This is a genomic window from Pseudomonas sp. LBUM1674, assembly GCF_059695635.1.
In genome coordinates this window covers 6,853,843-6,878,750 of sequence record NZ_CP166779.1, presented here as the reverse complement: position 1 = coordinate 6,878,750, position 24,908 = coordinate 6,853,843, and the positions used below count along the sequence as shown (strand labels likewise).

At 60.0% G+C, this 24,908-nt stretch carries 24 protein-coding genes, 1 other RNA gene and 1 pseudogene; 19 read left to right on the top strand and 7 right to left on the bottom strand.

Going from position 1 to position 24,908, the window contains the following annotated elements; all coding sequences use genetic code 11:
- Positions 1-80 precede the first annotated feature (80 nt).
- The 6 genes from ACA067_RS31600 to ACA067_RS31575 all read left to right on the top strand — a co-directional run bounded on the left by ACA067_RS31600 (position 81) and on the right by ACA067_RS31575 (position 6,230).
- Positions 81-788, top strand: a complete 708-nt coding sequence (locus ACA067_RS31600) for a FadR/GntR family transcriptional regulator (protein WP_497459951.1) — start codon at positions 81-83, stop codon at positions 786-788.
- A gap of 122 nt (positions 789-910) precedes the next feature.
- Positions 911-1,240, top strand: coding sequence for a thioredoxin TrxA (trxA, locus tag ACA067_RS31595; protein ID WP_007899382.1), 330 nt, complete (start codon positions 911-913; stop codon positions 1,238-1,240).
- Positions 1,241-1,487: 247 nt separating this feature from the next.
- The gene (gene rho, locus ACA067_RS31590; protein ID WP_007942421.1) at positions 1,488-2,747 is read left to right on the top strand and encodes a transcription termination factor Rho; all 1,260 of its coding nucleotides are present in this window, start codon (positions 1,488-1,490) and stop codon (positions 2,745-2,747) included.
- 139 nt (positions 2,748-2,886) lie between these two features.
- Positions 2,887-4,353 carry a 4-hydroxy-3-polyprenylbenzoate decarboxylase gene (gene ubiD, locus ACA067_RS31585; RefSeq protein WP_056738783.1) on the top strand — a complete coding sequence of 489 codons (1,467 nt, stop codon included), beginning with the start codon at positions 2,887-2,889 and terminating at the stop codon, positions 4,351-4,353.
- On the top strand, positions 4,353-5,321 hold the full coding sequence (locus ACA067_RS31580) for a CDP-6-deoxy-delta-3,4-glucoseen reductase (protein WP_497459950.1): 969 nt from the start codon (positions 4,353-4,355) through the stop codon (positions 5,319-5,321). Before ubiD ends, ACA067_RS31580 begins: the two co-directional genes overlap by 1 nt.
- 240 nt (positions 5,322-5,561) lie before the next feature.
- Positions 5,562-6,230 carry a gamma-glutamylcyclotransferase gene (locus ACA067_RS31575; RefSeq protein WP_497459949.1) on the top strand — a complete coding sequence of 223 codons (669 nt, stop codon included), beginning with the start codon at positions 5,562-5,564 and terminating at the stop codon, positions 6,228-6,230.
- Here ACA067_RS31575 and glpT read toward each other — a convergent pair.
- On the bottom strand, positions 6,206-7,555 hold the full coding sequence (gene glpT / locus ACA067_RS31570) for a glycerol-3-phosphate transporter (protein WP_497459948.1): 1,350 nt from the start codon (positions 7,553-7,555) through the stop codon (positions 6,206-6,208). The two genes, ACA067_RS31575 and glpT, sit on opposite strands and share 25 nt — an antisense overlap.
- 323 nt (positions 7,556-7,878) lie before the next feature.
- Here glpT and ACA067_RS31565 point away from each other — a divergent pair, with 323 nt between their 5' ends.
- A complete protein-coding gene (locus tag ACA067_RS31565; protein WP_497462876.1) occupies positions 7,879-8,493 on the top strand; it encodes an energy transducer TonB in 615 nt (204 codons plus the stop codon).
- A 62-nt stretch (positions 8,494-8,555) separates the two neighbouring features.
- Here the strand turns inward: ACA067_RS31565 and ACA067_RS31560 are convergent, their stop codons facing one another.
- Positions 8,556-9,533, bottom strand: a complete 978-nt coding sequence (locus tag ACA067_RS31560) for an NADPH:quinone oxidoreductase family protein (protein ID WP_497459947.1) — start codon at positions 9,531-9,533, stop codon at positions 8,556-8,558.
- Between the two features lie 150 nt (positions 9,534-9,683).
- Here ACA067_RS31560 and ACA067_RS31555 point away from each other — a divergent pair, with 150 nt between their 5' ends.
- Positions 9,684-10,091 (top strand): flagellar basal body-associated protein FliL, encoded by a 408-nt coding sequence (locus ACA067_RS31555; protein ID WP_497459946.1) that lies wholly within the window; start codon positions 9,684-9,686, stop codon positions 10,089-10,091.
- Positions 10,092-10,248: 157 nt separating this feature from the next.
- On the opposite strand, the gene ACA067_RS31550 is transcribed toward ACA067_RS31555, so the two are convergent.
- The gene (locus ACA067_RS31550; protein WP_497459945.1) at positions 10,249-10,701 is read right to left on the bottom strand and encodes an EVE domain-containing protein; all 453 of its coding nucleotides are present in this window, start codon (positions 10,699-10,701) and stop codon (positions 10,249-10,251) included.
- A 194-nt stretch (positions 10,702-10,895) separates the two neighbouring features.
- Between ACA067_RS31550 and ACA067_RS31545 the strand changes: the two genes are divergently transcribed.
- On the top strand, positions 10,896-11,048 hold the full coding sequence (locus ACA067_RS31545; RefSeq protein WP_497459944.1) for a hypothetical protein: 153 nt from the start codon (positions 10,896-10,898) through the stop codon (positions 11,046-11,048).
- 36 nt (positions 11,049-11,084) lie between these two features.
- On the opposite strand, the gene ACA067_RS31540 is transcribed toward ACA067_RS31545, so the two are convergent.
- The 4 genes from ACA067_RS31540 to ACA067_RS31525 form a co-directional block, all read right to left on the bottom strand.
- Positions 11,085-11,690, bottom strand: coding sequence for a 5-formyltetrahydrofolate cyclo-ligase (locus ACA067_RS31540; RefSeq protein ID WP_497459943.1), 606 nt, complete (start codon positions 11,688-11,690; stop codon positions 11,085-11,087).
- A gap of 85 nt (positions 11,691-11,775) precedes the next feature.
- Positions 11,776-11,954: non-coding RNA, 6S RNA (ssrS, locus tag ACA067_RS31535), on the bottom strand.
- Positions 11,955-11,984: 30 nt separating this feature from the next.
- Complete coding sequence (locus ACA067_RS31530; protein ID WP_497459942.1) at positions 11,985-12,302, bottom strand: cell division protein ZapA; 318 nt, start codon at positions 12,300-12,302, stop codon at positions 11,985-11,987.
- Positions 12,299-12,508 (bottom strand): TIGR02449 family protein, encoded by a 210-nt coding sequence (locus ACA067_RS31525; RefSeq protein WP_003213954.1) that lies wholly within the window; start codon positions 12,506-12,508, stop codon positions 12,299-12,301. The genes ACA067_RS31530 and ACA067_RS31525 overlap by 4 nt, the downstream gene beginning before the upstream one ends.
- A gap of 128 nt (positions 12,509-12,636) precedes the next feature.
- Here ACA067_RS31525 and ACA067_RS31520 point away from each other — a divergent pair, with 128 nt between their 5' ends.
- From ACA067_RS31520 to gcvP, 10 genes and pseudogenes are all read left to right on the top strand, one after another.
- Positions 12,637-13,194: a YecA/YgfB family protein gene (locus ACA067_RS31520; RefSeq protein WP_497459941.1), complete on the top strand. Its 558-nt coding sequence runs from the start codon at positions 12,637-12,639 to the stop codon at positions 13,192-13,194.
- A 27-nt stretch (positions 13,195-13,221) separates the two neighbouring features.
- Positions 13,222-14,556: a Xaa-Pro aminopeptidase gene (gene pepP / locus ACA067_RS31515; RefSeq protein ID WP_497459940.1), complete on the top strand. Its 1,335-nt coding sequence runs from the start codon at positions 13,222-13,224 to the stop codon at positions 14,554-14,556.
- Positions 14,553-15,740 (top strand): 2-octaprenyl-6-methoxyphenyl hydroxylase, encoded by a 1,188-nt coding sequence (ubiH, locus tag ACA067_RS31510; protein ID WP_497459939.1) that lies wholly within the window; start codon positions 14,553-14,555, stop codon positions 15,738-15,740. Before pepP ends, ubiH begins: the two co-directional genes overlap by 4 nt.
- A 4-nt stretch (positions 15,741-15,744) precedes the next feature.
- Positions 15,745-15,840 (top strand): annotated as a pseudogene (locus ACA067_RS31505) (tetrameric acyl-CoA thioesterase); the annotation flags it as partial.
- 9 nt (positions 15,841-15,849) lie between these two features.
- Complete coding sequence (locus ACA067_RS31500; protein WP_497462875.1) at positions 15,850-17,067, top strand: 2-octaprenyl-3-methyl-6-methoxy-1,4-benzoquinol hydroxylase; 1,218 nt, start codon at positions 15,850-15,852, stop codon at positions 17,065-17,067.
- Positions 17,068-17,288: 221 nt separating this feature from the next.
- Positions 17,289-18,293 (top strand): extracellular solute-binding protein, encoded by a 1,005-nt coding sequence (locus ACA067_RS31495; protein WP_497459938.1) that lies wholly within the window; start codon positions 17,289-17,291, stop codon positions 18,291-18,293.
- 141 nt (positions 18,294-18,434) lie between these two features.
- Positions 18,435-20,051: an ABC transporter permease gene (locus ACA067_RS31490; RefSeq protein WP_497459937.1), complete on the top strand. Its 1,617-nt coding sequence runs from the start codon at positions 18,435-18,437 to the stop codon at positions 20,049-20,051.
- 148 nt (positions 20,052-20,199) lie between these two features.
- Positions 20,200-21,282, top strand: coding sequence for a glycine cleavage system aminomethyltransferase GcvT (gcvT, locus tag ACA067_RS31485; protein WP_497459936.1), 1,083 nt, complete (start codon positions 20,200-20,202; stop codon positions 21,280-21,282).
- Positions 21,283-21,332: 50 nt separating this feature from the next.
- The gene (gene gcvH, locus ACA067_RS31480; protein WP_497459935.1) at positions 21,333-21,716 is read left to right on the top strand and encodes a glycine cleavage system protein GcvH; all 384 of its coding nucleotides are present in this window, start codon (positions 21,333-21,335) and stop codon (positions 21,714-21,716) included.
- A gap of 224 nt (positions 21,717-21,940) precedes the next feature.
- Positions 21,941-24,814 (top strand): aminomethyl-transferring glycine dehydrogenase, encoded by a 2,874-nt coding sequence (gcvP, locus tag ACA067_RS31475; RefSeq protein ID WP_497459934.1) that lies wholly within the window; start codon positions 21,941-21,943, stop codon positions 24,812-24,814.
- Positions 24,815-24,908: the final 94 nt, after the last annotated feature.

The window sequence follows — 24,908 nt, the reverse complement described above, 5'->3', positions numbered from 1 at the left end:
ACCCCCATGGGGCACGACTTGCCGGGCGTCGCGAATAGCTTTACAACTAACCGCTCATTCGCCTGGTTCGTCTGATAACCATGAACTCGATCTCACAAGCCGTACCTGAAGTGGCGCTGCAAGCCATCCGCAAACTGATCACCGAACAAGGTTTCGGACCGGGGGACGTGTTGCCCTCGCAACGGGACCTGGCGCTGCAATTGGGGGTCAGTCGGGCATCGTTGCGCGAGGCGTTGTCGTCCTTGAGTGCCCTGGGAGTGATCAGCATCCAGCCGGGCAAAGGTGTGTTCGTGCAGTCGCCGGTGGATTTGCCGCGAGGCGAAGCGGCGTTGAGTTGGCCATTTGCGGCGCAAGCCTCGCCGCTGGATATATTTCAGTTGCGCTATGCCCTGGAAGGCTTTGCGGCCGGCTTGGCGGCGGTGACCCTGAGCACTCACGAGCTCGATGCTCTGGACGATAATGTCGCCGCCATGCGCATCGACTTGAAGGCCGGCGACTTCGAGGCAGCGGCGCGACTGGACTTCGAATTTCACCGGCGCATCCTGCTGGCCAGCGGCAATCAGGCGATGCTGAGCATCCTGACCGCCAGCGCCGACATCTTCCTGGAGAGCCAAAAGCTACCGTTCATCCGGGCCGAGCGGGCTATGGAAACCTGGCAGGAGCACCGTAAAATCCTCCGCGCACTGGCGCGGCGGGCGTCCGGTGCCGCGCAGAAGGCCATGCAGGAACATGTGCGAAACGCAGCCCTGCGCACTGGAATTGCCTTCGTCGCTCCCGCCACCTCATGACTTGAGCTATACCCAAACTCATGGACCACCATAGCGAGACTCAATCATCTGCACCTTCCTGAACACGGGAAGGGCGGCTATGATGGGCCACGTTTTTTATTGCTTACAACCCGGAGACATCCATGAGCAGCGATCTTATCAAGCACGTCACCGACGCTAACTTCGAAGAAGAAGTACTGAAGGCTGCTGGCCCTGTGCTTGTTGACTACTGGGCTGAGTGGTGCGGCCCTTGCAAAATGATCGCCCCGGTACTGGACGAGATCGCTGGCACCTATGCTGGCAAGCTGACCGTTGCCAAACTGAACATCGACGAAAACCAGGAAACCCCGGCCAAGCATGGCGTGCGTGGGATCCCGACGCTGATGCTGTTCAAGAACGGCAACGTTGAAGCGACCAAGGTCGGCGCCCTGTCGAAGTCGCAACTGGCGGCTTTCCTCGACGCCAACATCTAAGCGTTGTAGTAAAGTGTCCGAAAAAGGCCCCGCAGTTTGCGGGGCTTTTTCGTTATCGAGGGCTAGACGCTCCGAAACTCAGGTGGTACATTCGGCCCCGCACTGGTTTCTCCAATGCCCCCTGCTAGCCGTCGCCGACGCACTCCTTTTCGAATTAGTACGCGATCCTGTCGCCTTCTCTGCGGCGCGGCCTCATTAAGCCAAAAGCTTAATTTCCCCCCTCCATAAATGATTACGTCATTCCTATATGAATCTGACTGAACTCAAGCAAAAGCCGATTACCGAACTGCTCGAATTGGCCGAACAGATGGGCATAGAAAATATGGCCCGTTCGCGCAAGCAGGACGTGATTTTCTCCCTGCTCAAAAAGCACGCGAAAAGCGGCGAGGAAATCTCCGGTGATGGCGTGCTGGAGATTCTCCAGGACGGCTTCGGCTTCCTGCGCTCCGCTGACGCTTCCTATCTCGCAGGTCCAGACGACATCTACGTCTCGCCGAGCCAGATCCGTCGCTTCAACTTGCGCACCGGTGACACCATCGTTGGCAAGATCCGCCCTCCAAAGGAAGGCGAGCGTTATTTCGCACTGCTCAAGGTCGACACGATCAACTACGATCGTCCCGAGAACGCGAAAAACAAGATTCTCTTCGAGAACCTGACCCCGCTGTTCCCGACCGTGCGCATGAAGATGGAGGCCGGCAACGGTTCCACCGAAGACTTGACCGGTCGTGTCATCGACCTGTGCGCCCCGATCGGCAAAGGCCAGCGCGGTCTGATCGTTGCACCGCCGAAAGCCGGCAAGACGATCATGCTGCAGAACATCGCGGCGAACATCGCACGTAATAATCCTGAAGTTCATCTAATCGTATTGCTGATCGACGAACGTCCGGAAGAAGTAACCGAGATGCAGCGCACCGTGCGCGGCGAAGTGGTTGCCTCGACGTTCGACGAGCCGCCAACCCGCCACGTGCAGGTTGCCGAAATGGTGATCGAGAAGGCCAAGCGCCTGGTCGAACACAAGAAAGACGTGGTGATCCTGCTCGACTCCATCACCCGTCTGGCGCGCGCCTACAACACCGTGATCCCGAGCTCCGGCAAAGTGCTCACCGGTGGTGTCGATGCCCACGCCCTGGAGAAACCGAAACGTTTCTTCGGTGCCGCGCGGAACATCGAAGAAGGCGGTTCGCTGACCATCATCGCCACCGCGCTGGTTGAAACCGGCTCGAAGATGGACGAAGTGATCTACGAAGAATTCAAAGGCACGGGCAACATGGAACTGCCGCTGGACCGTCGGATCGCTGAAAAACGTGTGTTCCCAGCGATCAACATCAACCGTTCCGGCACCCGCCGCGAAGAGTTGCTGACGGCCGACGACGAGTTGCAACGCATGTGGATTCTGCGCAAGCTGTTGCACCCGATGGATGAAATCGCAGCCATCGAGTTCCTGGTCGACAAGTTGAAAACGACCAAGACCAACGATGAGTTCTTCCTGTCGATGAAACGCAAGTAAGTCGAACAGGCCAAGAAGCCGGGGAAACCCGGCTTTTTGCTATCTGATTTTTGATGAACCGGCAGTTCGTGGTTCTGAATAGAGGGGTTCGGCGCTAAACTGCCACCCCCGAACGGCACGGCCAACACGAGGCTCACGCATGCAGTATCGCGACTTGCGCGACTTTATCAGCGGCCTGGAAAAGCGCGGCGAACTCAAGCGCATCCAGGTTCCGGTGTCCCCAGTGCTCGAAATGACCGAGGTCTGCGACCGCACCTTGCGTGCCAAAGGTCCGGCCCTGCTTTTTGAAAAGCCCACGGGTTATGACATCCCGGTGCTCGGCAACCTGTTCGGCACCCCTGAGCGCGTGGCGCTGGGCATGGGCGCAGAGGCGGTTAGTGAATTGCGCGAGATCGGCAAGCTGCTGGCGTTCCTCAAGGAGCCCGAGCCACCGAAAGGCTTGAAAGACGCCTGGTCCAAGCTGCCGATCTTCCGCAAGATCATCGCCATGGCGCCGAAAGTGGTCAAAGACGCAGTCTGTCAGGAAGTGGTCATCGAAGGCGACGACGTCGACCTCGCGATGCTGCCGGTGCAGACCTGCTGGCCTGGCGATGTCGGCCCGCTGATCACCTGGGGCCTGACCGTCACCAAAGGCCCGAACAAGGATCGCCAGAACCTTGGCATCTACCGTCAGCAAGTGATCGGCCGCAACAAGGTCATCATGCGCTGGCTGAGCCACCGTGGCGGCGCGCTGGATTACCGCGAGTGGTGCGAGAAGCATCCTGGTCAGCCGTTCCCGGTGTCCGTGGCGCTGGGTGCTGACCCGGCGACCATTCTCGGCGCTGTGACTCCTGTGCCGGACAGCCTTTCCGAATATGCTTTCGCCGGTCTGTTGCGCGGCAACCGCACCGAGCTGGTGAAATGCCGTGGCAACGACTTGCAGGTCCCGGCGACCGCCGAGATCATCCTTGAAGGCGTGATCCATCCGGGCGAAATGGCCGATGAAGGCCCCTACGGCGACCACACCGGTTACTACAACGAAGTCGACAGCTTCCCGGTGTTCACCGTCGAGCGCATCACCCACCGGATCAAACCGATCTACCACAGCACCTACACCGGCCGTCCGCCGGATGAGCCGGCGATCCTCGGCGTGGCGCTGAATGAAGTGTTCGTGCCGATCCTGCAGAAGCAGTTCCCGGAGATCACCGACTTCTACTTGCCGCCCGAAGGCTGCTCGTACCGCATGGCCATCGTGACCATGAAGAAATCGTATCCCGGCCATGCCAAGCGGGTAATGCTCGGTGTCTGGTCGTTTTTGCGACAGTTCATGTACACCAAGTTCGTTATCGTCACTGACGACGATATCAACGCACGGGACTGGAACGACGTGATCTGGGCCATCACCACGCGCATGGACCCCAAGCGCGACACGGTGATGATCGACAACACGCCGATCGACTACCTCGACTTCGCCTCGCCGGTTTCTGGTCTGGGTTCGAAGATGGGGCTCGATGCCACGCATAAATGGCCGGGCGAAACCACTCGCGAGTGGGGCCGGGTGATCGTCAAGGACGAAGCCGTGACCCAGCGGATCGATGCCATCTGGAATCAGTTAGGAATAGATTGATGCGTGTAACCTTGCAGCCCTCCGGAGCAGTGCTTGAGATTCTGCCCGGCGAGCGGATTCTCGATGGCGCGCGGCGCCTGGGCTATGAATGCCCGCAAAGCTGTCGCAATGGCAATTGTCATGTGTGCGCCGCACTGCTGGTGGAAGGGCGGGTCGAACAGGCCGGCAATGTGCGCGACCATGGCGAGTTCTACACTTGCATAGCCGAGCCGCTGGAAGACTGCATCGTGCTGTGGGATGGCGTGCTCGCGCTGGGAGAACTGCCGGTGCGCAGCTTGTCGTGTCAGGTCATTGAATGCAGGGACGTCGGCGGCGATACCTTTCGCGTGCGTCTGCGTGCACCGGCCGGCAAACCGCCGCGCTATCACGCCGGCCAGTACCTGATGATCGAGCGCGAGAATGGCGAGAAATCGGCGTTCTCCCTGGCCTCGGCCCCCCATGGCGGGCGCGATCTGGAAATTCACGTGTTGGCGCGCGAAAGCAGTGCGCTGAGCCTGATCGACCAGCTGCAACGCAATTCGATGGTGCGGATCGAGATGCCCTTCGGCGATACCCATCTGGCGGAGTTGCCGGAGGGTCCGCTGGTGCTGATCGCCGCGGGTACCGGCATGGGCCAGATTCATAGCCTTATCGAACATTGCCGCGCCACGGGCTTCAAGCACCCGGTGCACCTGTATTGGGGCGTGCGTCGTCCTGAAGATTTTTATGCAATCGAACATTGGGATGAATGGCTGCAACTGCCCAACCTGTTCCTGCATAAAGTCGTCAGCGATCAATGTGGCTGGCAGGGGCGCTGCGGCATGCTGCATGAAGCGGTGTGTGAGGATTTCCCTGATCTGAAAGCCCTGCATGTCTACGCCAGCGGCTCTCCGGCGATGGTCTACGGCACGCTGGATGCCTTGGTCGAAGCGGGAATGGATGCACATCAGATGCGCGCGGATGTTTTTGCGTACGCGCCGCGATCTTGATCCTCGATCTTGATCCGTCTTGATCCGCGATCTTGATCGCGTTTAATCGTTATACCTCCCTATATAGCCGATCGGTATTTATAAAAAAATATAAATACCGGTAGGTTATATGTCAGTCAGGCACTTATTAAAAAACTGTGCCATGGCATTTAAATTGCCTCGAAACATATGTGCCTTATTGTTACAGCGGTGCGTTCTATTAAGTAATCTTGACCCGCGGGGAGCTGAACGCTAATCGCCATGAGCGCCATTGAATCTGCTTTTTTGAATCTGGCATACCCTCCGCAGCTCGATCTGGGGCCGCAGCTTACGCACGAACAATTGCTCAGCTCGATGCAGTCGACCATGGCGCGCCACAAGGGCGGACCGGTGTGGCTGTTCGCTTACGGCTCGCTGATCTGGCGGCCTGAATGCCCGGCGGTGGAACGTGTGCGGGGTCGGGTGCATGGCTACCATCGCGGTTTGTACCTGTGGTCCCACGAACATCGCGGCACGCCGGAAGTGCCTGGCCTGGTGTTCGGCCTGGATCGCGGCGGTTCTTGCAGCGGGTTTGCCTATCGCTTGCCCGAAGAACAACTCGACGCGTCTCTTTACGCACTTTGGCAACGCGAGATGCCATTCCCGTCCTATCGCCCACACTGGCTCAACTGCCGTCTTGAAGACGGCAGCCAGGTTCAGGCGTTGGGATTCGTACTGGAGCGGCACCTGCCCAGCTATGCCGGCAACTTGCCGGATCATGTGCTGAGCCATGTGTTTGAAAACGCTTGCGGGCGTTATGGCACTACGCGCGATTATGTCGAGCAGACCGCCAGCGCCCTGCGTAGCCACGCCATGCCAGACCGGAATCTGGAGGCGCGGCTCAAGCGCTGCAAATCATCGGCCGATCAGGCGAGTGCTTCGCGGCTCTGACTGGCGACTTGTTTGTGCCACAGGGTCGGGGCGAGGAAGGCCATCGCCAGAAGGCATGCGCCGATCAGCAAGACGAAACCGCCGTCCCAACCGAAGTGGTCCACGGTGTAGCCCATGGCTGCACTGGCCGCGACCGACCCCCCCAGATAACCGAACAGCCCGGTGAAGCCCGCCGCCGTACCGGCCGCTTTCTTCGGCGCCAATTCCAGTGCTTGCAGGCCGATCAGCATGACCGGGCCGTAAATCAGGAAGCCGATCGAAATCAAGGCGATCATATCGACGGTCGGGTTACCAGCCGGGTTCAGCCAGTAAACCAGGGTCGCCACGGTGACCAATGCCATGAACACCATGCCGGTCAGGCCACGGTTGCCACGGAAGATCTTGTCCGACATCCAGCCGCACAGCAGCGTGCCCGGAATACCCGCCCACTCGTAGAAAAAGTACGCCCACGAGGTTTTATCCACGGTGAAGCCCTTGGCTTCCTTGAGATAGGTCGGTGCCCAGTCCAGCACGCCGTAGCGCAACAGGTAGACGAAGACGTTGGCCAGGGCGATATACCAGAGCATTTTGTTGCGCAGCACGTATTTGACGAAGATTTCCTTGGCGCTGAATTCTTCTTCGTGGCTGGCGTCGTAGCCTTCCGGGTAGTCGTTCTTGTATTTCTCGATCGGCGGCAGGCCCACCGATTGCGGGGTGTCACGCATGGTCACGAAGGCAAACACCGCCACTGCCATGGCGACCGCCGCCGGCACGTAAAACGCCGCGTGCCAGTCATTGAACAGGCCCATGCCGAGCAGGAACAACGGACCGATCAGGCCGCCGCCGACGTTATGCGCCACGTTCCATAACGACACCACGCCACCGCGTTCCTTCTGTGACCACCAGTGCACCATCGTCCGCCCACTCGGCGGCCAGCCCATGCCCTGAGCCCAGCCGTTGATGAACAACAGGATGAACATGATGGTCACGCTGGACGTCGCCCAGGGTGCGAAGCCGAAAATGAACATCACACCGGCCGATACCAGCAGGCCGAAGGGCAGGAAGAAGCGCGGATTGGAACGGTCGGACACAATGCCCATCAGGAACTTGGACAGGCCGTAGGCAATGGCGATTGCCGACAACGCCAGGCCCAGCTCACCGCGGGTATAGCCCTCTTCAATCAGATAGGGCATGGCCAGGGAGAAGTTTTTGCGCAGAAGGTAATAGCCGGCGTAGCCGATAAAAATCCCGGCGAAGATCTGCCAGCGCAGGCGGCGGTAGGTGGTGTCTATTTTTTCTTCAGGCAATGGAGCCTGATGTACGGCAGGACGAAAGAAAGCAAACATTCAAGAGCTCCAGATTTCTTGTTTTGGCTGCGGATGCGAATGTTACAGTTTCGTTACCGAAAATATCACCGCTTGGCAGTCATCTGGCAGCGGAAATTTAAGGGGGCGAATGTTCTCTTGCGAACATGTCGTTCAGATGTAAGTGAAGGACGTTGTAGGAAAGGTTACCGACCTGTCTCTTTGCGCCGCGACTGGCCAGATGAGGGCTGGTTTTTGGGAAGCGTCCTTCGTTTAAAGGAGACGTTGCGACGTTCTGTTTCAGGTCGCTGCTGCGTAAGCTTTGTCAGGGAGTTCTGGTGGTTCGATCATGGAAGGGAGGGGATATGCGGTGGTTTGCGTTTGTGTTTTTGCTGGGTTTATCGGTTGATATCAGGGCGGGGGAGTTCTTTCTGATACCGGAAAACAACCCTAAGCCGATTTATCCCGCAGCGCTTCTGAGGGCTGGCATAACCGGCAATGTCCGAGTCGAGTTCACCGCCAATGCCGATGGTTCGGTGAGCAAGGTGAGGGTCCTGGAAAGCGATCATCCCGATCTGGCCGAAGCGTCCAGAGTCGCGATTGAGCAGTGGCGGTTCAAGCCGTGGGCGGTGGAGGACGACAAGCCTGCGAAGCAGGAAATTACTGCTCCACTGGTATTCCGCCTGGATCTCGATTCGCCGATCCACACCAACCAGTGGCTCAAGAAACTGAAATGTCGCGACGTCAATGCGCAACTGCTGAATGTCCCGGAGCATGCATGGGTGGATGCGGCGCCGTTTCATTACACCCGGGCGTATCTGTCGAACGTGTTTCACATCACCCAGTTGCCGAAGGAGCAGAGACTGGAATGGATCGCCAAGCTGAATAAGCGCGTGCCGACCATTGTCAGGAGTTGCCGGAGCGGCCCGGTGCTCAAATACATGAGTCTGCTGCCGGAGGAGATTCGCAAGTTGCTGTAACAAGCAGCTCGTCATGAGGCGGTCTGAGCGACTCTTTTGAGGTCCAGACCGCGCCACTGGATTCAGCGAACCTGCACCACCACCTTGCCGACCGCCTTGCGCTGACCCAGATCATTGATCGCCTGCGCTGCATTACTCATCGGATACAGCTGCGACACCAGCGGCTTCAGCTTGCCCTCGGCAAACCAGCCAAACAGTTGCTGGAAGTTTGCCGCGTTGTCCTGTGGCTGGCGCTGGGCAAACGCGCCCCAGAACACGCCGACCACGGCGGCACCTTTGAGCAGCGCCAGGTTAACCGGCAGCTCCGGAATGCGTCCGCTGGCGAAACCGACCACCAACAGGCGCCCGTTCCAGGCGATGGCACGGATGGCCTGGTCGAACAGGTCGCCGCCCACCGGATCGTAGATCACGTCGGCGCCCTGGCCGTCTGTCAGGCGCTTGATTTCGTCCTTGAGGCTGGTTTCGCTGTAGTTGATCAGCTCGTCGGCGCCGGCCGCCTTGGCCACGGCGAGTTTTTCCGCGCTGCTGGCGGCAGCGATCACCCGGGCGCCCATGGCTTTGCCGATTTCCACCGCCGCCAGGCCGACACCGCCGGAAGCGCCGAGCACCAGCAGGGTCTCACCCGGTTGCAGATGGCCCCGTTGCTTGAGCGCGTGCATCGAGGTGCCATAAGTCATGCTGAAGGCGGCGGCGGTGTTGAAGTCCATGGACGACGGGATCGGCATTACGTTATAGCCCGGCACCGCGACTTCTTCGGCAAAGCTGCCCCAGCCGGTCAGGGCCATGACCCGGTCACCGACTTTCAGGTGGCTGACCTTTTCGCCCACTGCACTGACCACGCCCGCCGCTTCGCCACCGGGGGAAAACGGGAAGGGCGGTTTGAACTGGTATTTGCCCTCGATGATCAGCGTGTCGGGGAAGTTCACCCCGGCGGCGTGCACCTCCAGCAGGATTTCATTCTTCTTCGCGACAGGACTGGCGACGTCTTCCAGCACCAGCGATTCGGCAGGGCCGAAGGCTTTGCACAGCACGGCTTTCATCAGGGCTATTCCTTTGGGAGTGATGGCCGATAAGTGTAGGTGTGTGAATTGAAGGGTCAACGAGCATGCCCCGCCCTGATAGGCCGCCATAAGCTTGTGCTGGCGCGGCGGGTCGATATGCTAGGCCGCAAACCGGATAAGGAGCGAAGTGTGAAAGCGTGGATCATGTTGTTGCTGGCCCTGTCTCTGCCCGTGGCAGCGGTGGCCGAAGAAGCCAGGGAAGGTGCAGCGCCGAAGGTCAATTACATCACCTTGAGCCCGCCGTTCGTGGGTAACTACGGGCTGGACGGTACGCCGAAGCTCAAGGTCTACAAGGCTGATGTGGCGTTGCGGGTGACCGGGGATGAGGCGACCAAACTGGTAAAAGCCAATGAGCCCTTGATTCGTAATCAGTTGGTGGCGTTGTTTGCGCAGCAGACCACCGAGGCGATGAACAATGTCGAGGCCAAGGAGAAGCTGCGTCAGGAGGCGTTGAAGCAGGCGCAGCAAGTGATGAGCGACGAAACCGGCAAGCCGGTGGTTGAGGATTTGTTGTTCAACAACTTGATCATTCAATAAGACTTCTGTTGTTTGAACCGGCCTCATCGTCGGAACGCCCCGCCCGGGGCAAGCCCGCTCCCACAGGGATTTCGGTTGGATGCAAAAGCTGCATTCACTGGAGATCCTTGTGAGAGCGGGCTTGCCCGCGATGGCATTTGTGGTAGCGCTGGAGACCTTACGGCTTTAACGCAATCACCGCCGCCCATTGCTCAGAGGTAACCGGCATCACCGACAGTCGCGAGCCTTTCTGCACCAACGGCATCTCAGCCAACGCCGTCTGCTGTTTCAGATAATCCAGCTTCAGCACCTTGGGAAACGTCTTCACATGCGCGACATCAATCGCGCTCCAGGCGTTTTTCTCTGCCGTTGCCTTCGGGTCGAAGTAATGACTCTGCGGCTCGAGCGCCGTCGGGTCCGGATACGCGGCTTCGACAATCTTGCCGATCCCGGCAATTCCCGGTTCGGGACAGCTGGAGTGATAGAAGAAAAACTCGTCGCCCACCGCCATGGCCCGCAGGAAATTACGTGCCTGGTAGTTGCGAACCCCGTCCCAGCGCGCTTTGCCGAGCTTCTCCAGATCCTTGATCGAGAGTTCATCGGGCTCGGATTTCATCAGCCAGTAGGCCATGGTTTTTGCTCCTTGCGAGTGAGTGGGCAAGTTGTCCGGCAATTTTATGACAAACCGACGGTCGGTTGACGCCATCGTTTGCGTGTCGGTTCACGTTGTCGCAGAATGCCGCCCTTCTCAGCTAGACGCTGCTGCACGGCCTGAAACGGAAACCGCTGCTGTCATCGTGTTGATGTGCCTTTGGGGGGCAATCGATGAAACGCAAACCGGATTTATTATGGATTTTGGTGATTTTGTTCGGCCTCGGCGTCGTCACCACCGGCTATGCCCAAAGCCTGTGGAACAACACGCCTGATGCTCCGATCGAGATCGCGCAGCAACAACAGCCGTCGGCCTTCAAGCGCTGAAGCTGTCTTTTCTGACGCTGCTGATCGCAGTGGCGTCTAGCCTGCGTAATACCAGGCCTTGTCCGTAACCGTTCCCTGCAACGGCACATCCCAGCTCGCCTGAGCCAGTCTTCCGACCTTCTGACATTCATGGGCCAGCCCCAATAACGTCGGCTTGCGCCAGTTTTTGCGCCGTGCCAGGTACGCCAGGCTGCGATCGTAGAAGCCGCCGCCCATGCCCAGGCGTCCGCCGACATCGTCAAACCCGACCAATGGCAGCAACACCAGGTCCAGCGCCCACACTTTGCGTTGCCGGGCGAGGTTATGCCGGGGTTCGAGAATGCGGAAACGATTGGATTTGAGCTTTTCGCCAGGGCGAACTCGCTGGAACACCATTTTAGTTCGCGGCCAGGCACTGAGCACCGGCAAATAGGTGGCCTTGCCTCGTCGTTGCGCGGCACGCAGCAGCACGCGCGGATCGATTTCACCGTCGGTAGGCAGGTACAGCGAGATGTGTTTGGCACGCCGGAACAAAGGCTGCTGGGCCAATTGCTTGTACAGCCCGCGAGCAGCCTGGCGCTGTTGACTGGGGGTCAATGCGCGGCGGGCCTTGCGCAGCATGCGTCGAAGTTGCGGGCGGGGCAGCAGCGCAGGTTCGGTCATGAATTCCGGCTTCGGCAGGCGAGTACGTAAAGCGTACCCGTAAAAAAGCCGATGCCGGTATTTAAACCGGCATCGGACTGCAATCAGGCTCCCCGGATGTACCGCTGCTGACTTAGCCCTTGAACCCGAAAGTTCAAGGTGGAAGATGCAGTAGGCTTTAAGGCTTTCCGTCTAGCGGACATGCACACCAGCCCAACGTGCAGCCTCCAGGGTAGTGCGAATCGGCTCAGGGACGTGGTCAACTGGCAAGCACCCCAGGGAGTGATGCGAGTATACCTCAAGCGGTGAGACGAATCAGCCCTTGGTGACGTCCGGATCGGTGGCGAGCACCAGATCGACGCGATCCAGCAGGTCGCGAACCTGCTCTCGGGTCGAGCCGCTGGCCTGCACATCCGGTCGTTCTTCCTTGTGCAGGAGTTCGTGGGTGATGTTCAGCGCGGCCATCACGGCGATGCGATCGGCGCCGATGACTTTGCCGCTACTGCGGATTTCGCGCATCTTGCCGTCCAGGTAACGGGCGGCGCTCACCAGGTTGCTGCGCTCTTCCTGGGGGCAAATGATCGAATATTCTTTATCGAGGATCTGCACGGTAACGCTATTGCTTGAACTCATGAGTCTTGCTCCAGGGCCTTGAGGCGCGAAATCATCGATTCGACCTTACGCCGGGCGATTTCATTTTTTTCAATGAGGTGAGCGCGTTCCTCGCGCCAGGTCTTTTCCTGAGCTAATAGGAGTCCGTTTTGACTCTTAAGTTGCTCGACACGGTTAATTAGCAGTTCGAGTCTGGCCATTAGCGCTTGCAGGTCGGTGTCTTCCATTGGGTCCACTGAAATTGTGTCAGATGGGTGGGAGCTGGCGGACAGCCTTTAATAGTCTTGGCGAGTCTGTCGATGTAGGATACAAGGCCTTCATTCTAGACATAGCGCCGTCTGGCGCCTAGCTGCCCATGCCCATTCAGAATTCTCCGTACCAAGCCTTCGCCACTCTGCTGTCAACCAGCGGCCATCCTGCCTCGCCTGCCGAATTGCATGGCCTGCTGCTAGGCCGCAGTTGCGGTGGCGCCGGGTTCGAAGCCGACAGCTGGTTGGCCGATGCCGCCGAGCTGCTCGAAGGCGAACCGCAAGAAAACGTTCGCAATGCCTTGATCGGCCTGCAAGAGATGGTCAAGGGCGAGCTGACCAGCGACGACATGACCGTCGTCCTGCTGCTGCCGACCGACGATGCCCCGCTCACCGAGCGTGCGGCCGCACTGGGCCAATGGTGCCAGGGCTTCCTTGCCGGCTTCGGCCTGACCTATCGCGACAACGCCCTGAGCCCTGAAGCCAGCGAAGTGCTGCAGGATCTGGCGGCCATCGCCCAGGTGCAAGACGCCCTGGAAGAGTCCGACGATGGCGAGAGCGACTACATGGAAGTCATGGAATACCTGCGCGTCGCGCCGCTGCTGCTGTTCACCGAGACCAAAAAGCCGGACGCGCCGGCTGCCGCCAAACCGTCGTTGCATTGATTGCGAGCCAGGAATAGCCATCTGCCCATGATTCATATCCCGAAATCGGAATACAGCCGTCGCCGCAAGGCCCTGATGGCGCAGATGGTACCCAACAGCATCGCCATCCTGCCCGCCGCCGCGGTAGCCATCCGCAACCGCGACGTCGAGCACGTCTACCGTCAGGACAGTGATTTCCAGTACCTCAGCGGTTTCCCCGAGCCGCAGGCCGTCATCGTGCTGATGCCCGGTCGCGAACATGGCGAATACGTGCTGTTCTGCCGTGAGCGCAGCGCCGAACGGGAGTTGTGGGACGGCCTGCGTGCCGGCCAGGAAGGCGCGATCCGCGACTTCGGCGCCGACGACGCCTTCCCCATCACCGACATCGACGACATTCTGCCGGGCCTGATCGAAGGTCGCGACCGGGTGTATTCGGCCATGGGCAGCAACCCGGAATTCGATCGGCACCTGATGGACTGGATCAACGTGATCCGCTCTAAAGCGCACCTCGGCGCCCAGCCGCCGAACGAATTCGTTGCCCTGGATCATCTGCTTCACGACATGCGCCTGTATAAATCGGCGGCCGAAGTGAAGGTAATGCGCGAGGCCGCTCGAATTTCCGCCCAGGCACACATCCGCGCGATGCAGGCCAGCCGGGCCGGGCTGCATGAGTTCAGCCTTGAAGCCGAGCTCGATTACGAGTTCCGCAAAGGCGGGGCGAAAATGCCAGCCTACGGTTCGATCGTCGCCTCGGGGCGCAACAGCTGCATCCTGCATTACCAGCAGAATGACGCGGTGCTCAAGGACGGTGATCTGGTGCTGATCGATGCCGGCTGCGAGATCGATTGCTACGCCAGCGACATCACCCGTACCTGGCCGGTCAACGGTAAGTATTCACCAGAACAGAAGGCGATCTACGAGTTGGTGCTGGCGGCTCAAGAAGCCGCCTTTGCCGAGATCGCCCCGGACAAACACTGGAACCAGGCCCACGAAGCCACGGTTCGGGTGATTACCGCCGGGCTGGTGAAGCTGGGCCTGTTGCAAGGTAACGTCGACGAATTGATCGCCCGAGAGGCCCATAAAGCGTTTTACATGCACCGCGCCGGCCACTGGTTGGGCATGGATGTGCACGACGTCGGCGAGTACAAGGTCGGTGGCGAATGGCGTGTGCTGGAAGTCGGCATGGCGCTGACCGTGGAACCGGGCATCTACATTGCCCCGGATAACCAGAACGTAGCGAAGAAATGGCGCGGCATTGGCGTGCGCATCGAGGACGACGTAGTGGTCACCAAAACCGGCTGTGAAATCCTGACCCATGGCGTACCGAAAATGGTCGCCGAGATCGAGGCCTTGATGGCCGCCGCACGGACACAAGCGGCATGAGTCGAGTCAACCTGGCAATCATCGGTGGCGGTCTGGTCGGCGCCAGCCTGGCGTTGGCCTTGCAGGCCGGGGCCAAGGCCCGAGGCTGGAAGATCGTACTGATCGAACCCTTTGCTCCGGGCGACACCTACCAGCCGAGCTATGATGCCCGTTCTTCGGCGCTGTCGTACGGCGCTCGGCAGATTTATCAAAGACTGGGCGTGTGGCAGGAAATTTCCCGCCGCGCAGAGCCGATCAAGCAGATTCATGTCTCCGACCGCGGACGTTTCTCGACCGCGCGCCTGTCGGCGATGGAAGAGGGCGTACCGGCGCTGGGCTATGTGGTGGAAAACGCCTGGCTCGGCCAATGCCTCTGGCAAGGCCTGGACAAGGACGTGATCAGCTGGCGTTGTCCGGCGGAGGTCACGCGCATGGAGCCGTTGACCGATGGCTATCGCCTTGTCCTCAACGATGAAACCACCCTGGAATGCGACCTTGCGGTGCTCGCTGATGGCGGCCGTTCCGGTCTGCGCGAGCAATTGGGGATCGGCATCAAGACCCATCCCTATAACCAGAGCGCGCTGATCGCCAACGTCACGCCGAGTGAAGCCCACAACGGCATGGCCTTCGAGCGCTTCACCGATGATGGTCCGATGGCGTTGTTGCCGTTGCCGGACAACCGCTGCGCGTTGGTCTGGACCCGTCTGGGCATGGACGCGCAACGGCTGGCGGCGCTTGATGAGCGAAGTTTCCTCAGCGAGTTGCAGGGCGTGTTCGGTTATCGTCTCGGGACCTTGAAGCAGGTAGGCGCACGGCATCTGTATCCGCTGTCATTGATCGAGGCCGAAGAGCAGGTGCGTCCGCATCTGGCGATCCTGGGCAACGCCGCTCACAGCCTGCACCCGATTGCAGGGCAAGGTTTCAATTTGTCCCTGCGCGATGCCCAGGCCTTGGCCGAAGTGCTGCTGAGCAGCGAGAACCCGCCCGGCAACTTCGCCACCTTGCAGGCCTACCGCGAACGCCAGCGTCTGGATCAGAGCCTGACCGTGGGTTTCTCCGATCAGGTCACCCGCTTGTTTAGCAGCACCCAGCCGCTGGTTTCCCTGGGCCGCAATATCGGCCTGCTCGGTCTCGATCTGCTGCCACCGGCCAAGCGCTGGTTCGCGCGACAGGCCATGGGCCTGGGTACGCGTCCTGATGTTTAAGCATTTGCAGGTCGACATTCACGACGGCTCCGGCACTCTGGTGGTGCGGGCCGATAAAACCCTTTACGTGCGGCTCAAGCCGCAAGCGAGACAGGCTTAAAGCATGGAAATGCGCGCAGATCTGCTGATTGTCGGGGCCGGAATGGTCGGCAGCGCCCTGGCGCTGGCGTTGCAGGACAGCGGGCTGGAAGTCTTGCTGCTGGACGGCAGCCCGATGAGCGTCAAACCCTTTGACGGGCAGGCTCCGTTCGAGCCGCGGGTGAGTGCGCTGTCGATCGCCAGCCAGCGAATCCTCGATCGCCTGGGCGTCTGGGAGGGCATCGTCGATCGGCGCAGCAGCCCTTACACCGACATGCATGTCTGGGACGGCAGCGGTACCGGGCAGATCCATTTCTCGGCGACCAGCGTGCATGCGCAAGTGCTCGGGCATATCGTGGAGAACCGCGTGGTGCAGGATGCCTTGCTCGACCGCCTGCACGACTGCGACCTGGGGATGCTGGCCAATGCGCGTCTGGAGCAGATGCGCCGCTCCGGCGACGACTGGCTGCTGACCCTGGCCGATGGCCGCACCTTGCGGGCGCCGTTGGTGATCGCCGCCGATGGTGCCAACTCGGCAGTGCGGCGCCTGACCGGCGTAGCGACCCGCGAGTGGGATTACCTGCACCACGCGATCGTTACCAGTGTGCGTAGCGCCGAACCTCATCAAATGACCGCCTGGCAGCGTTTCACCGATGAAGGTCCATTGGCATTTCTGCCATTGGAGCGCGACGGTCAGCAGGACTGGTGTTCGATCGTCTGGTCGACCACTCCGAGCGAAGCTGAACGTCTGATGGCGCTGGACGACGCCGGTTTCTGCAAGGAACTGGAGCGCGCCTTCGAAGGTCGGCTCGGCACGGTGCTCAGCGCCGATCCGCGACTGTGCGTGCCGCTGCGTCAGCGCCATGCCAAACGTTATGTGGCTGAAGGCCTGGCGCTGATCGGCGATGCGGCCCATACCATTCACCCGCTGGCCGGGCAGGGTGTGAACCTCGGTTTCCTCGATGCCGCCGTGCTGGCCGAGGTGCTGCTGCAAGCGGCGACGCGTGGCGAGCGCCTGGCGGATGTGAAAGTGCTCAGTCGTTACGAGCGTCGGCGCATGCCGCATAACCTGGCGCTGATGGCGGCGATGGAAGGGTTCGAGCGTTTGTTCCAGGCCGATCCGTTGCCGGTGCGCTGGTTGCGTAATGCGGGGTTGAATATGGTCGATCAGATGCCGGAGGCGAAGGCGTTGTTTGTGCGTGAGGCGTTGGGTTTGATTGGGGATCTGCCGGCGTTGGCCAAGGCCTGACATCTTCGCAGCGGCTGATTGCCTCTTCGCGAGCAGGCTCGCTCCCACATTGGAATGCATTTCAAATGTGGGAGCGAGCCTGCTCGCGAAGGCGTCGGAACATCCACCACAAATCTCAAACCATGCAACATCTGGTAACTCCTCTACCAACTGTTCGATTGAGAAGGTAAATGTGAGTCCTTATCATTTACTCTCATTTTTTCAATCGAGAGACCGCGCCCATGTTGGCACCCAAGCGTCTACTGACCGCACTGGCCCTGACCCTGATCGGCAGCACCCTTGCCCAGGCCGCCGACGAGGTGGTGGTTTACTCCTCGCGTATCGACGAGCTGATCAAGCCGGTGTTCGATGCCTATACCGCGAAAACCGGCGTGCAGGTGAAGTTCATCACCGACAAGGAAGCGCCGCTGATGCAGCGGATCAAGGCCGAGGGCGAGAATGCTACCGCCGACCTGCTGCTGACCGTCGATGCCGGCAACCTCTGGCAGGCCGAGCAGATGGGCATCCTGCAACCCTTCACCTCGAAAACCATCGACGCCAACATCCCGCTGCAATATCGCTCTTCCGCCCATGCCTGGACCGGCTTGAGCCTACGGGCGCGGACCATCGCCTACTCCACCGATCGGGTGAAACCCGGCGAGCTGACCACCTACGAAGGTCTGGCCGACAAGAATTGGGAAGGTCGCCTGTGCCTGCGCACGGCGAAGAAGGTCTACAACCAGTCTTTGACCGCCACCATGATCGAAGTCCACGGCGCCGACAAAACCGAGAAGATCCTCAAGGGCTGGGTCAACAACCTGTCCACCGACGTGTTCTCCGATGACATTGCGGTGCTGGAAGCGATCAATGCGGGCCAGTGCGACGTCGGTATCGTCAACACCTACTACTACGGCCGTCTGCACAAGCAGAAGCCTGACCTGGCGGTGAAGCTGTTCTGGCCAAACCAGGGCGACCGTGGCGTGCACGTCAACCTGTCGGGCATCGGCCTGACCAAACATGCTCCGCACCCGGAAGCGGCCAAGGCGCTGGTCGAGTGGATGACCACGCCAGAAGCGCAGAAGATCTTCGCCGACGTGAACCAGGAATTCCCGGCCAACCCTGCCGTACAGCCATCCGCTGAAGTGGCGAGCTGGGGCAAGTTCGTCGCCGATACCTTGCCTGTGGAAATTGCCGGCAAGCGTCAGGCTGAAGCGATTCGCATGATGGATCGGGCTGGCTGGAACTGAGTTTTCACCGTTAAAGATCAAAAGATCGCAGCCTTCGGCAGCTCCTACAGGGTGAACACCTTCCCAATGTAGGAGCTGCCGCAGGCTGCGATCTTTTTGCGTTTTCCCTACACTTCACGATTTCCTTGCGAGAGACCTTCCTTGGCCCACCCCGCCCAACGCCGCTGGTATCCCCTGGTCTTCGCCATCGCTGCGCTGGTCCTGCTGCCCCTGAGCGTCCTGTTTCTCTCCTGGCAAACCATCGATCAGCAAATCTGGTCCCACCTCTGGGATACCCAGATGCCACGCCTGCTGGGCAACACGCTGACTCTGATACTGGGCGTCGGTATCGGCGTAACGCTGTTGGGCGTGAGTCTCGCCTGGCTCACCAGCCTCTGCGAATTCCCCGGGCGGCGGTGGCTGGATTGGGCGCTGATGCTGCCCTTTGCGATTCCCGCCTACGTGTTGGCGTTTGTCTTTGTGGGCCTGCTGGATTTTGCCGGTCCGGTGCAAACCCTGTTGCGGGAGTGGCTCGGCACGGGCCTGAGGCTGCCGCGAGTGCGTTCCACTGGCGGAGTAATTCTGGTGCTGGTGCTGGTCTTCTATCCCTATGTTTACCTGTTGGCGCGCACGGCGTTCCTTGCTCAGGGCAAAGGTCTGATGGAAGCCGCTCGGGTTCTCGGGCAATCCCCGTGGCAGGCCTTCTGGCGAGTCGCCTTGCCGATGGCTCGCCCTGCGATCGGCGCGGGAGTGGCGTTGGCGCTGATGGAAACCCTGGCGGATTTCGGCGCCGTGTCGGTGTTCAATTTCGACACGTTCACGACCGCCATCTACAAAACCTGGTACGGCTTTTTCAGCCTTTCGACCGCCGCGCAACTGGCCAGCCTGTTGTTGCTGGTGGTGATGGTGGTTTTGTACGGTGAGCGTCGTGCTCGCGGGGCGAATCGGGCGAGCAACGAGCGACCTCGGGTCAAGGCGTTGTACCACCTGCATGGCTTCAAAGCGCTGGCCGCCATGACGTGGTGTGGTCTGGTATTCGCCTGTGCTTTCGTGATTCCGATGCTGCAATTGGTGGTTTGGTTCTGGCAGCGCGGGCGCTTCGATCTGGATGAGCGTTATGCCGGGCTGATCGTCCATACCTTGTACCTGGGTGGCATGGCGGCGCTGATCACCGTCGGTGTCGCCCTGGTGCTGGCGTTTGCCCGTCGGCTGGCACCGACCCGCGCGATCCGTTCCGGCATCAGTCTGGCCAACCTTGGCTACGCCTTGCCCGGTTCGGTGCTGGCAGTGTCGATCATGTTGGCGTTCAGTTACCTGGATCGCGAGCTGGTGATCCCGTTCTCGAATTGGCTAGGTGGCGCCGGTAAACCCTTGCTGCTCGGCAGTCTGTCGGCATTGTTGCTAGCCTATCTGGTGCGTTTCATCGCCGTGGCTTACGGGCCACTGGAAAGCAGCTTGGCGCGAATACGGCCATCTTTGCCCGAAGCGGCACGTAGCCTTGGCGTGAGCGGGCCACGACTGTTTTTCAAAGTGTATCTGCCGTTATTGCTGCCCGGCACCTTGAGCGCCGCGTTGCTGGTGTTCGTCGACGTGCTCAAGGAAATGCCTGCAACCCTGCTGATGCGCCCGTTTGGCTGGGACACGCTGGCGGTGCGCATCTTCGAAATGACCAGCGAAGGCGAGTGGGCGAGGGCGTCGTTGCCGGCACTGACGTTGGTCCTGGTCGGCTTGTTACCGGTCATCGGATTGATAAGACGTTCGGCGCATAAAAACAGCTAGGTGTCAGTCCTACACCTTGAGGCTACAATGCGCGGCATTCGGTGCGGTCCGTCCTACGGACCCGGTAGCTGAAATCGGCTGAAAGCCTTTTATTTCAAGGCCGTGCAGCACCGGTCCGCACCTTCGCCACGCCCGGAAGGAGAAACCCATGGGACAGCGTACGCCTCTGTATGACCTTCATCTCGCCCTCGGCGCGAAGATGGTCGATTTTGGCGGTTGGGATATGCCTCTGCATTACGGCTCGCAGGTCGAGGAACACCATCAGGTGCGCCGCGATTGCGGGGTTTTCGATGTATCCCACATGACCGTGATCGATGTCAGCGGCCCCCAGGCGAAGGCCTGGCTGCAGCAGTTGCTGGCCAATGACGTCGAGCGTCTGCACAGCCCCGGCCGTGCCTTGTACAGCACCATGCTCAATGAGCACGGGGGCATCGTCGACGATATGATCGTCTATCGCCTCGAGGACAGTTATCGGCTGGTGGTCAACGCCTCCACCCGTAATCAGGACCTGGCCTGGATGCAGGCCCACCTCGGCGATTTCGATGTACAACTCAACGAACGCTCCGAGCTGGCGATGCTGGCCATTCAAGGTCCTCAGGCCCGGCAAAAGATTGCCGAGCTTGTCACCCAGTCCCGTGGCAACCTGATCCAGCTGCTCAAGCCTTTTGAAGGCCAACCCGACGGTGACTGGTTCATCGCGCGCACCGGTTACACCGGTGAAGATGGTCTGGAAATCATTTTGCCGGTCGACCAGGCGCCAGGATTCTTCAACGATCTGGTGGGGGCGGGCATTTCCCCTATCGGCCTCGGCGCACGGGATACCTTGCGTGTCGAAGCAGGCATGAACCTTTACGGTCAAGACATCCATCAAGACGTTTCACCGCTGGCCTCCAACATGACCTGGAGCATTGCCTGGGAGCCGGCCACACGTCAGTTCATCGGTCGCACTGCCCTGGAAGCCGAGCGGGCTGGTGGCGTACAGCATAAACTGGTTGGTCTGGTCCTTGAGGAGCGTGGGGTTTTGCGCGCTCATCAGGTGGTTCGCATCGCCAATGTTGGCGAAGGGGAGATCACCAGTGGTAGTTTCTCTCCTACGCTAAGCAAGTCGATAGCACTGGCGCGCGTGCCGATGGCAACTGCCGACCGCGCTGAAGTGGAAATCCGTGGCAAGTGGTACCCGGTCCGAGTGGTCAAACCGACCTTCGTACGCCATGGCAAAACCTTGATCTAACCTTTTTTGGCGGGCAACGACCGCTGACATTTTTCTTGAGGACACAGAATATGAGCGATATCCCTGCCGACCTGCGTTTTGCCGAAAGTCACGAATGGGCTCGCCTGGAAGCCGATGGCACCGTCACCGTGGGCATCAGCGATCACGCTCAGGAAGCCTTGGGCGATGTGGTGTTCGTTGAGCTGACCGAAGTCGGCACAGTCTTCGCTGCCGGTGATCAATCCGGTGTGGTGGAGTCGGTTAAAGCCGCCTCCGATATCTATTCTCCGGTTGCCGGTGAAGTGATCGCGATCAACGAAGAGCTGAGCGCTAACCCGGAACTACTCAACTCTGATCCGTACGGCGCGTGGATCTTCAAGCTCACGCCAAGCAACACGGCTGACCTGGACAAGCTGCTCGACGCGGCTGGCTACAAGGCTGCCATCGGCGAATAAGCCTTAAGCGTTATCCAAAGCCCCGACTTGTCGGGGCTTTTTCATGGGTGAAACAAAAGTCAAAAGATCGCAGCCTGCGGCAGCTCCTACAGTGGATCGCATTTCAATGTAGGAGCTGCCGCAGGCTGCGATCTTTTGATCTTCCAGAGCTCCCCGACAGCGACTGCTATGCTGGTTTGACCGTGTTGCATCGACGTTGAGCGCCAGTCAAGAGAGAGCCCGTCATGTCCCAGTTGCCGTCCTTGAGCCAGTTACGCGACCCCAATGCCTTTCTTCGCCGCCACCTCGGGCCCGATGCCGCCGAGCAGCAGGCAATGCTCGACAGCCTCGGCCTCGGCAGCCGGGTCGAGTTGATCGAGCAGACGGTGCCACCGGGAATCCGCCTGAACCGGGCGCTGGACCTGCCCCCTGCCCTCGACGAAGAAGCCGCGCTGGCCAAGCTTCGGGGTTACGCCGAGCAGAACCAGGTCTGGACCAGCCTGATCGGCATGGGCTACCACGGCACCCTCACACCGCCTGTCATTGTGCGCAACGTGCTGGAAAATCCCGGCTGGTACACCGCCTACACGCCCTATCAACCCGAGATCGCCCAAGGGCGGCTCGAAGCGCTGCTGAATTTCCAGCAATTGACCATCGACCTCACGGGTCTGGAACTGGCCAACGCCTCGCTGCTGGATGAAGCCACCGCAGCGGCCGAAGCCATGGCACTGGCCAAGCGTGTCGCCAAGTCCAGGAGCAATCTGTTCTTTGTTGACGAAAACTGTCATCCGCAGACGATTTCCGTGGTGCAGACCCGGGCCGAAGGCTTCGGTTTCGAACTGATCATCGACGCTGTGGATAACTTGAAGCAGCACCAGGTGTTCGGCGCGCTGCTGCAATACCCCGATACCCATGGCGAGATCCGCGATCTGCGACCCTTGATCGATCACCTGCATGCCCAGCAGGCCCTGGCCTGTGTCGCCACCGATCTGCTGAGCCTTCTGTTGCTGACCCCGCCAGGGGAGTTGGGCGCCGACGTGGTGTTTGGCTCATCCCAGCGTTTCGGCGTGCCCATGGGCTACGGCGGGCCTCACGCGGCGTTTTTTGCCAGTCGCGATGAGTACAAGCGAGCGATTCCCGGGCGGATCATCGGCGTGTCGAAAGATGCTCGCGGCAACGTCGCTTTGCGCATGGCCCTGCAAACCCGCGAGCAACACATCCGCCGGGAGAAGGCCAATTCGAACATCTGCACCGCCCAGGTGCTGCTGGCCAACATCGCCAGTTTCTACGCGGTCTACCACGGCCCGGAAGGGCTGAAGCGGATTGCACAGCGGGTTCATCGGCTGACCTGCATCCTCGCCGAGGGCCTTGCGCGACATGGCATCACCCGCCTCAACCAGCATTTTTTCGACACACTGACCCTGGAGGTTGGTGGCACTCAGACTGCAATCATCGAAAGCGCCCAGGCAGTGCAGATCAATTTGCGTATTCTCGGGCGTGGACAGTTGGGTCTGAGCCTCGACGAAACCTCTGACGAAAGCACCGTGGCGAAGTTGTTTGATGTATTCCTCGGTGCCGATCATGGGCTCAATGTCGACGAACTGGACGCTGAAACCCTGGCTTGCGGCATTCCTGGCGGGCTGTTGCGTACCTCACCTTATTTACGTCACCCGGTGTTTAACGCACACCACAGCGAAACAGAGATGCTGCGTTACCTCAAACAATTGGAAAACAAAGACCTGGCGCTCAATCAATCGATGATCCCGCTCGGCTCCTGCACCATGAAACTCAATGCCACCAGCGAGATGATCCCCATCACTTGGCCGCAATTCGCCAATCTGCACCCGTTCGTTCCAAAAGAGCAGGCGGTTGGTTATTCGCTGATGATCGAGGAACTTGAGCGCTGGCTTTGCGCGATCACCGGTTTCGATGCGATCTGTATGCAGCCCAACTCTGGGGCCCAGGGTGAATACGCCGGGTTGCTGGCGATCCGCAAATACCATGAAAGCCGTCAGCAGGGCGCCCGGGACATCTGCCTGATACCGTCCTCCGCCCACGGCACCAACCCGGCGTCGGCACAAATGGCCGGCATGCGGGTGGTGATCGTCGAATGCGACGAGGCGGGTAACGTCGACCTCGATGACCTCAAGGAAAAAGCCGCGGATGCCGGGGACCAGCTCGCCTGCCTGATGGCGACTTATCCTTCGACCCACGGGGTGTACGAGGAAGGCATCAGCGAGATCTGCGAAGTCATCCATAGTCATGGCGGCCAGGTGTACATGGACGGCGCCAATCTCAATGCACAGGTCGGCTTGGCGCGGCCGGCGGACATTGGTGCCGACGTTTCCCACATGAACCTGCACAAAACGTTCTGCATCCCCCACGGTGGAGGCGGGCCGGGGATGGGACCGATTGGCGTGCGCGCACATCTGGCGCCGTTCGTGGCCAATCACCCGGTGATTCCGATCGACGGGCCCCTGCCGGAGAACGGCGCAGTCAGCGCGGCGCCCTGGGGCAGTGCGAGCATTCTGCCGATCAGCTGGATGTACATCGCGATGATGGGGCCGCAACTGGCGGACGCCAGCGAAGTGGCGATCCTCGCCGCGAATTACCTCGCGCAGCATCTGTCCGGTGCATTTGCGGTGCTCTATTCCGGGCGCAACGACCGGGTGGCCCACGAATGCATCCTCGACCTTCGGCCACTCAAGGCGCTGACCGGGATCAGCGAAGAGGACGTGGCCAAACGCCTGATGGATTACGGCTTCCATGCGCCGACCATGTCGTTTCCGGTGCCGGGCACTTTGATGGTCGAGCCGACCGAGAGTGAATCGAAGGCAGAGTTGGACCGTTTTATCGCAGCGATGCTGAGCATTCGCGCGGAAATCACCGAGGTGCAGAACGGCAACTGGTCGGCCGAAGACAACCCGCTCAAACGTTCGCCGCACACATTGGCCGACATCACCGGAGTCTGGGAGCGGCCTTACAGCATCGAGCAGGCGGTGACGCCGGATGCGCACACCAAGGCGCACAAGTATTGGCCAGTGGTGAATCGCGTCGATAACGTCTATGGCGACCGGAATCTGTTCTGTGCGTGTGTGCCGGTGGATGAATACCGCTGAAACACACACGCCCCCCTGTAGGAGCTGGCTTGCCAGCGAAGGTGGGTCAGCCACATTGATGTCGACTGACACTCCTTCGCTGGCAAGCCAGCTC

What these genes read in the sequence shown, in the direction of transcription:
- rho (WP_007942421.1), top strand. Translation starts at nt 1,488, where the DNA reads ATGAATCTGACTGAACTCAAGCAAAAGCCGATTACCGAACTGCTCGAA.
- gcvH (WP_497459935.1), top strand. Translation starts at nt 21,333, where the DNA reads ATGAGCGATATCCCTGCCGACCTGCGTTTTGCCGAAAGTCACGAATGG.
- ACA067_RS31545 (WP_497459944.1), top strand. Translation starts at nt 10,896, where the DNA reads ATGAAACGCAAACCGGATTTATTATGGATTTTGGTGATTTTGTTCGGC.
- ACA067_RS31565 (WP_497462876.1), top strand. Translation starts at nt 7,879, where the DNA reads ATGCGGTGGTTTGCGTTTGTGTTTTTGCTGGGTTTATCGGTTGATATC.
- ACA067_RS31580 (WP_497459950.1), top strand. Translation starts at nt 4,353, where the DNA reads ATGCGTGTAACCTTGCAGCCCTCCGGAGCAGTGCTTGAGATTCTGCCC.
- ACA067_RS31520 (WP_497459941.1), top strand. Translation starts at nt 12,637, where the DNA reads ATGCCCATTCAGAATTCTCCGTACCAAGCCTTCGCCACTCTGCTGTCA.
- ACA067_RS31530 (WP_497459942.1), bottom strand. Translation starts at nt 12,302, where the DNA reads ATGAGTTCAAGCAATAGCGTTACCGTGCAGATCCTCGATAAAGAATAT.
- ACA067_RS31525 (WP_003213954.1), bottom strand. Translation starts at nt 12,508, where the DNA reads ATGGAAGACACCGACCTGCAAGCGCTAATGGCCAGACTCGAACTGCTA.
- ubiH (WP_497459939.1), top strand. Translation starts at nt 14,553, where the DNA reads ATGAGTCGAGTCAACCTGGCAATCATCGGTGGCGGTCTGGTCGGCGCC.
- ACA067_RS31495 (WP_497459938.1), top strand. Translation starts at nt 17,289, where the DNA reads ATGTTGGCACCCAAGCGTCTACTGACCGCACTGGCCCTGACCCTGATC.
- ubiD (WP_056738783.1), top strand. Translation starts at nt 2,887, where the DNA reads ATGCAGTATCGCGACTTGCGCGACTTTATCAGCGGCCTGGAAAAGCGC.
- pepP (WP_497459940.1), top strand. Translation starts at nt 13,222, where the DNA reads ATGATTCATATCCCGAAATCGGAATACAGCCGTCGCCGCAAGGCCCTG.
- gcvP (WP_497459934.1), top strand. Translation starts at nt 21,941, where the DNA reads ATGTCCCAGTTGCCGTCCTTGAGCCAGTTACGCGACCCCAATGCCTTT.
- ACA067_RS31560 (WP_497459947.1), bottom strand. Translation starts at nt 9,533, where the DNA reads ATGAAAGCCGTGCTGTGCAAAGCCTTCGGCCCTGCCGAATCGCTGGTG.
- ACA067_RS31550 (WP_497459945.1), bottom strand. Translation starts at nt 10,701, where the DNA reads ATGGCCTACTGGCTGATGAAATCCGAGCCCGATGAACTCTCGATCAAG.
- ACA067_RS31600 (WP_497459951.1), top strand. Translation starts at nt 81, where the DNA reads ATGAACTCGATCTCACAAGCCGTACCTGAAGTGGCGCTGCAAGCCATC.
- ACA067_RS31540 (WP_497459943.1), bottom strand. Translation starts at nt 11,690, where the DNA reads ATGACCGAACCTGCGCTGCTGCCCCGCCCGCAACTTCGACGCATGCTG.
- gcvT (WP_497459936.1), top strand. Translation starts at nt 20,200, where the DNA reads ATGGGACAGCGTACGCCTCTGTATGACCTTCATCTCGCCCTCGGCGCG.
- trxA (WP_007899382.1), top strand. Translation starts at nt 911, where the DNA reads ATGAGCAGCGATCTTATCAAGCACGTCACCGACGCTAACTTCGAAGAA.
- ACA067_RS31500 (WP_497462875.1), top strand. Translation starts at nt 15,850, where the DNA reads ATGCGCGCAGATCTGCTGATTGTCGGGGCCGGAATGGTCGGCAGCGCC.
- ACA067_RS31575 (WP_497459949.1), top strand. Translation starts at nt 5,562, where the DNA reads ATGAGCGCCATTGAATCTGCTTTTTTGAATCTGGCATACCCTCCGCAG.
- glpT (WP_497459948.1), bottom strand. Translation starts at nt 7,555, where the DNA reads ATGTTTGCTTTCTTTCGTCCTGCCGTACATCAGGCTCCATTGCCTGAA.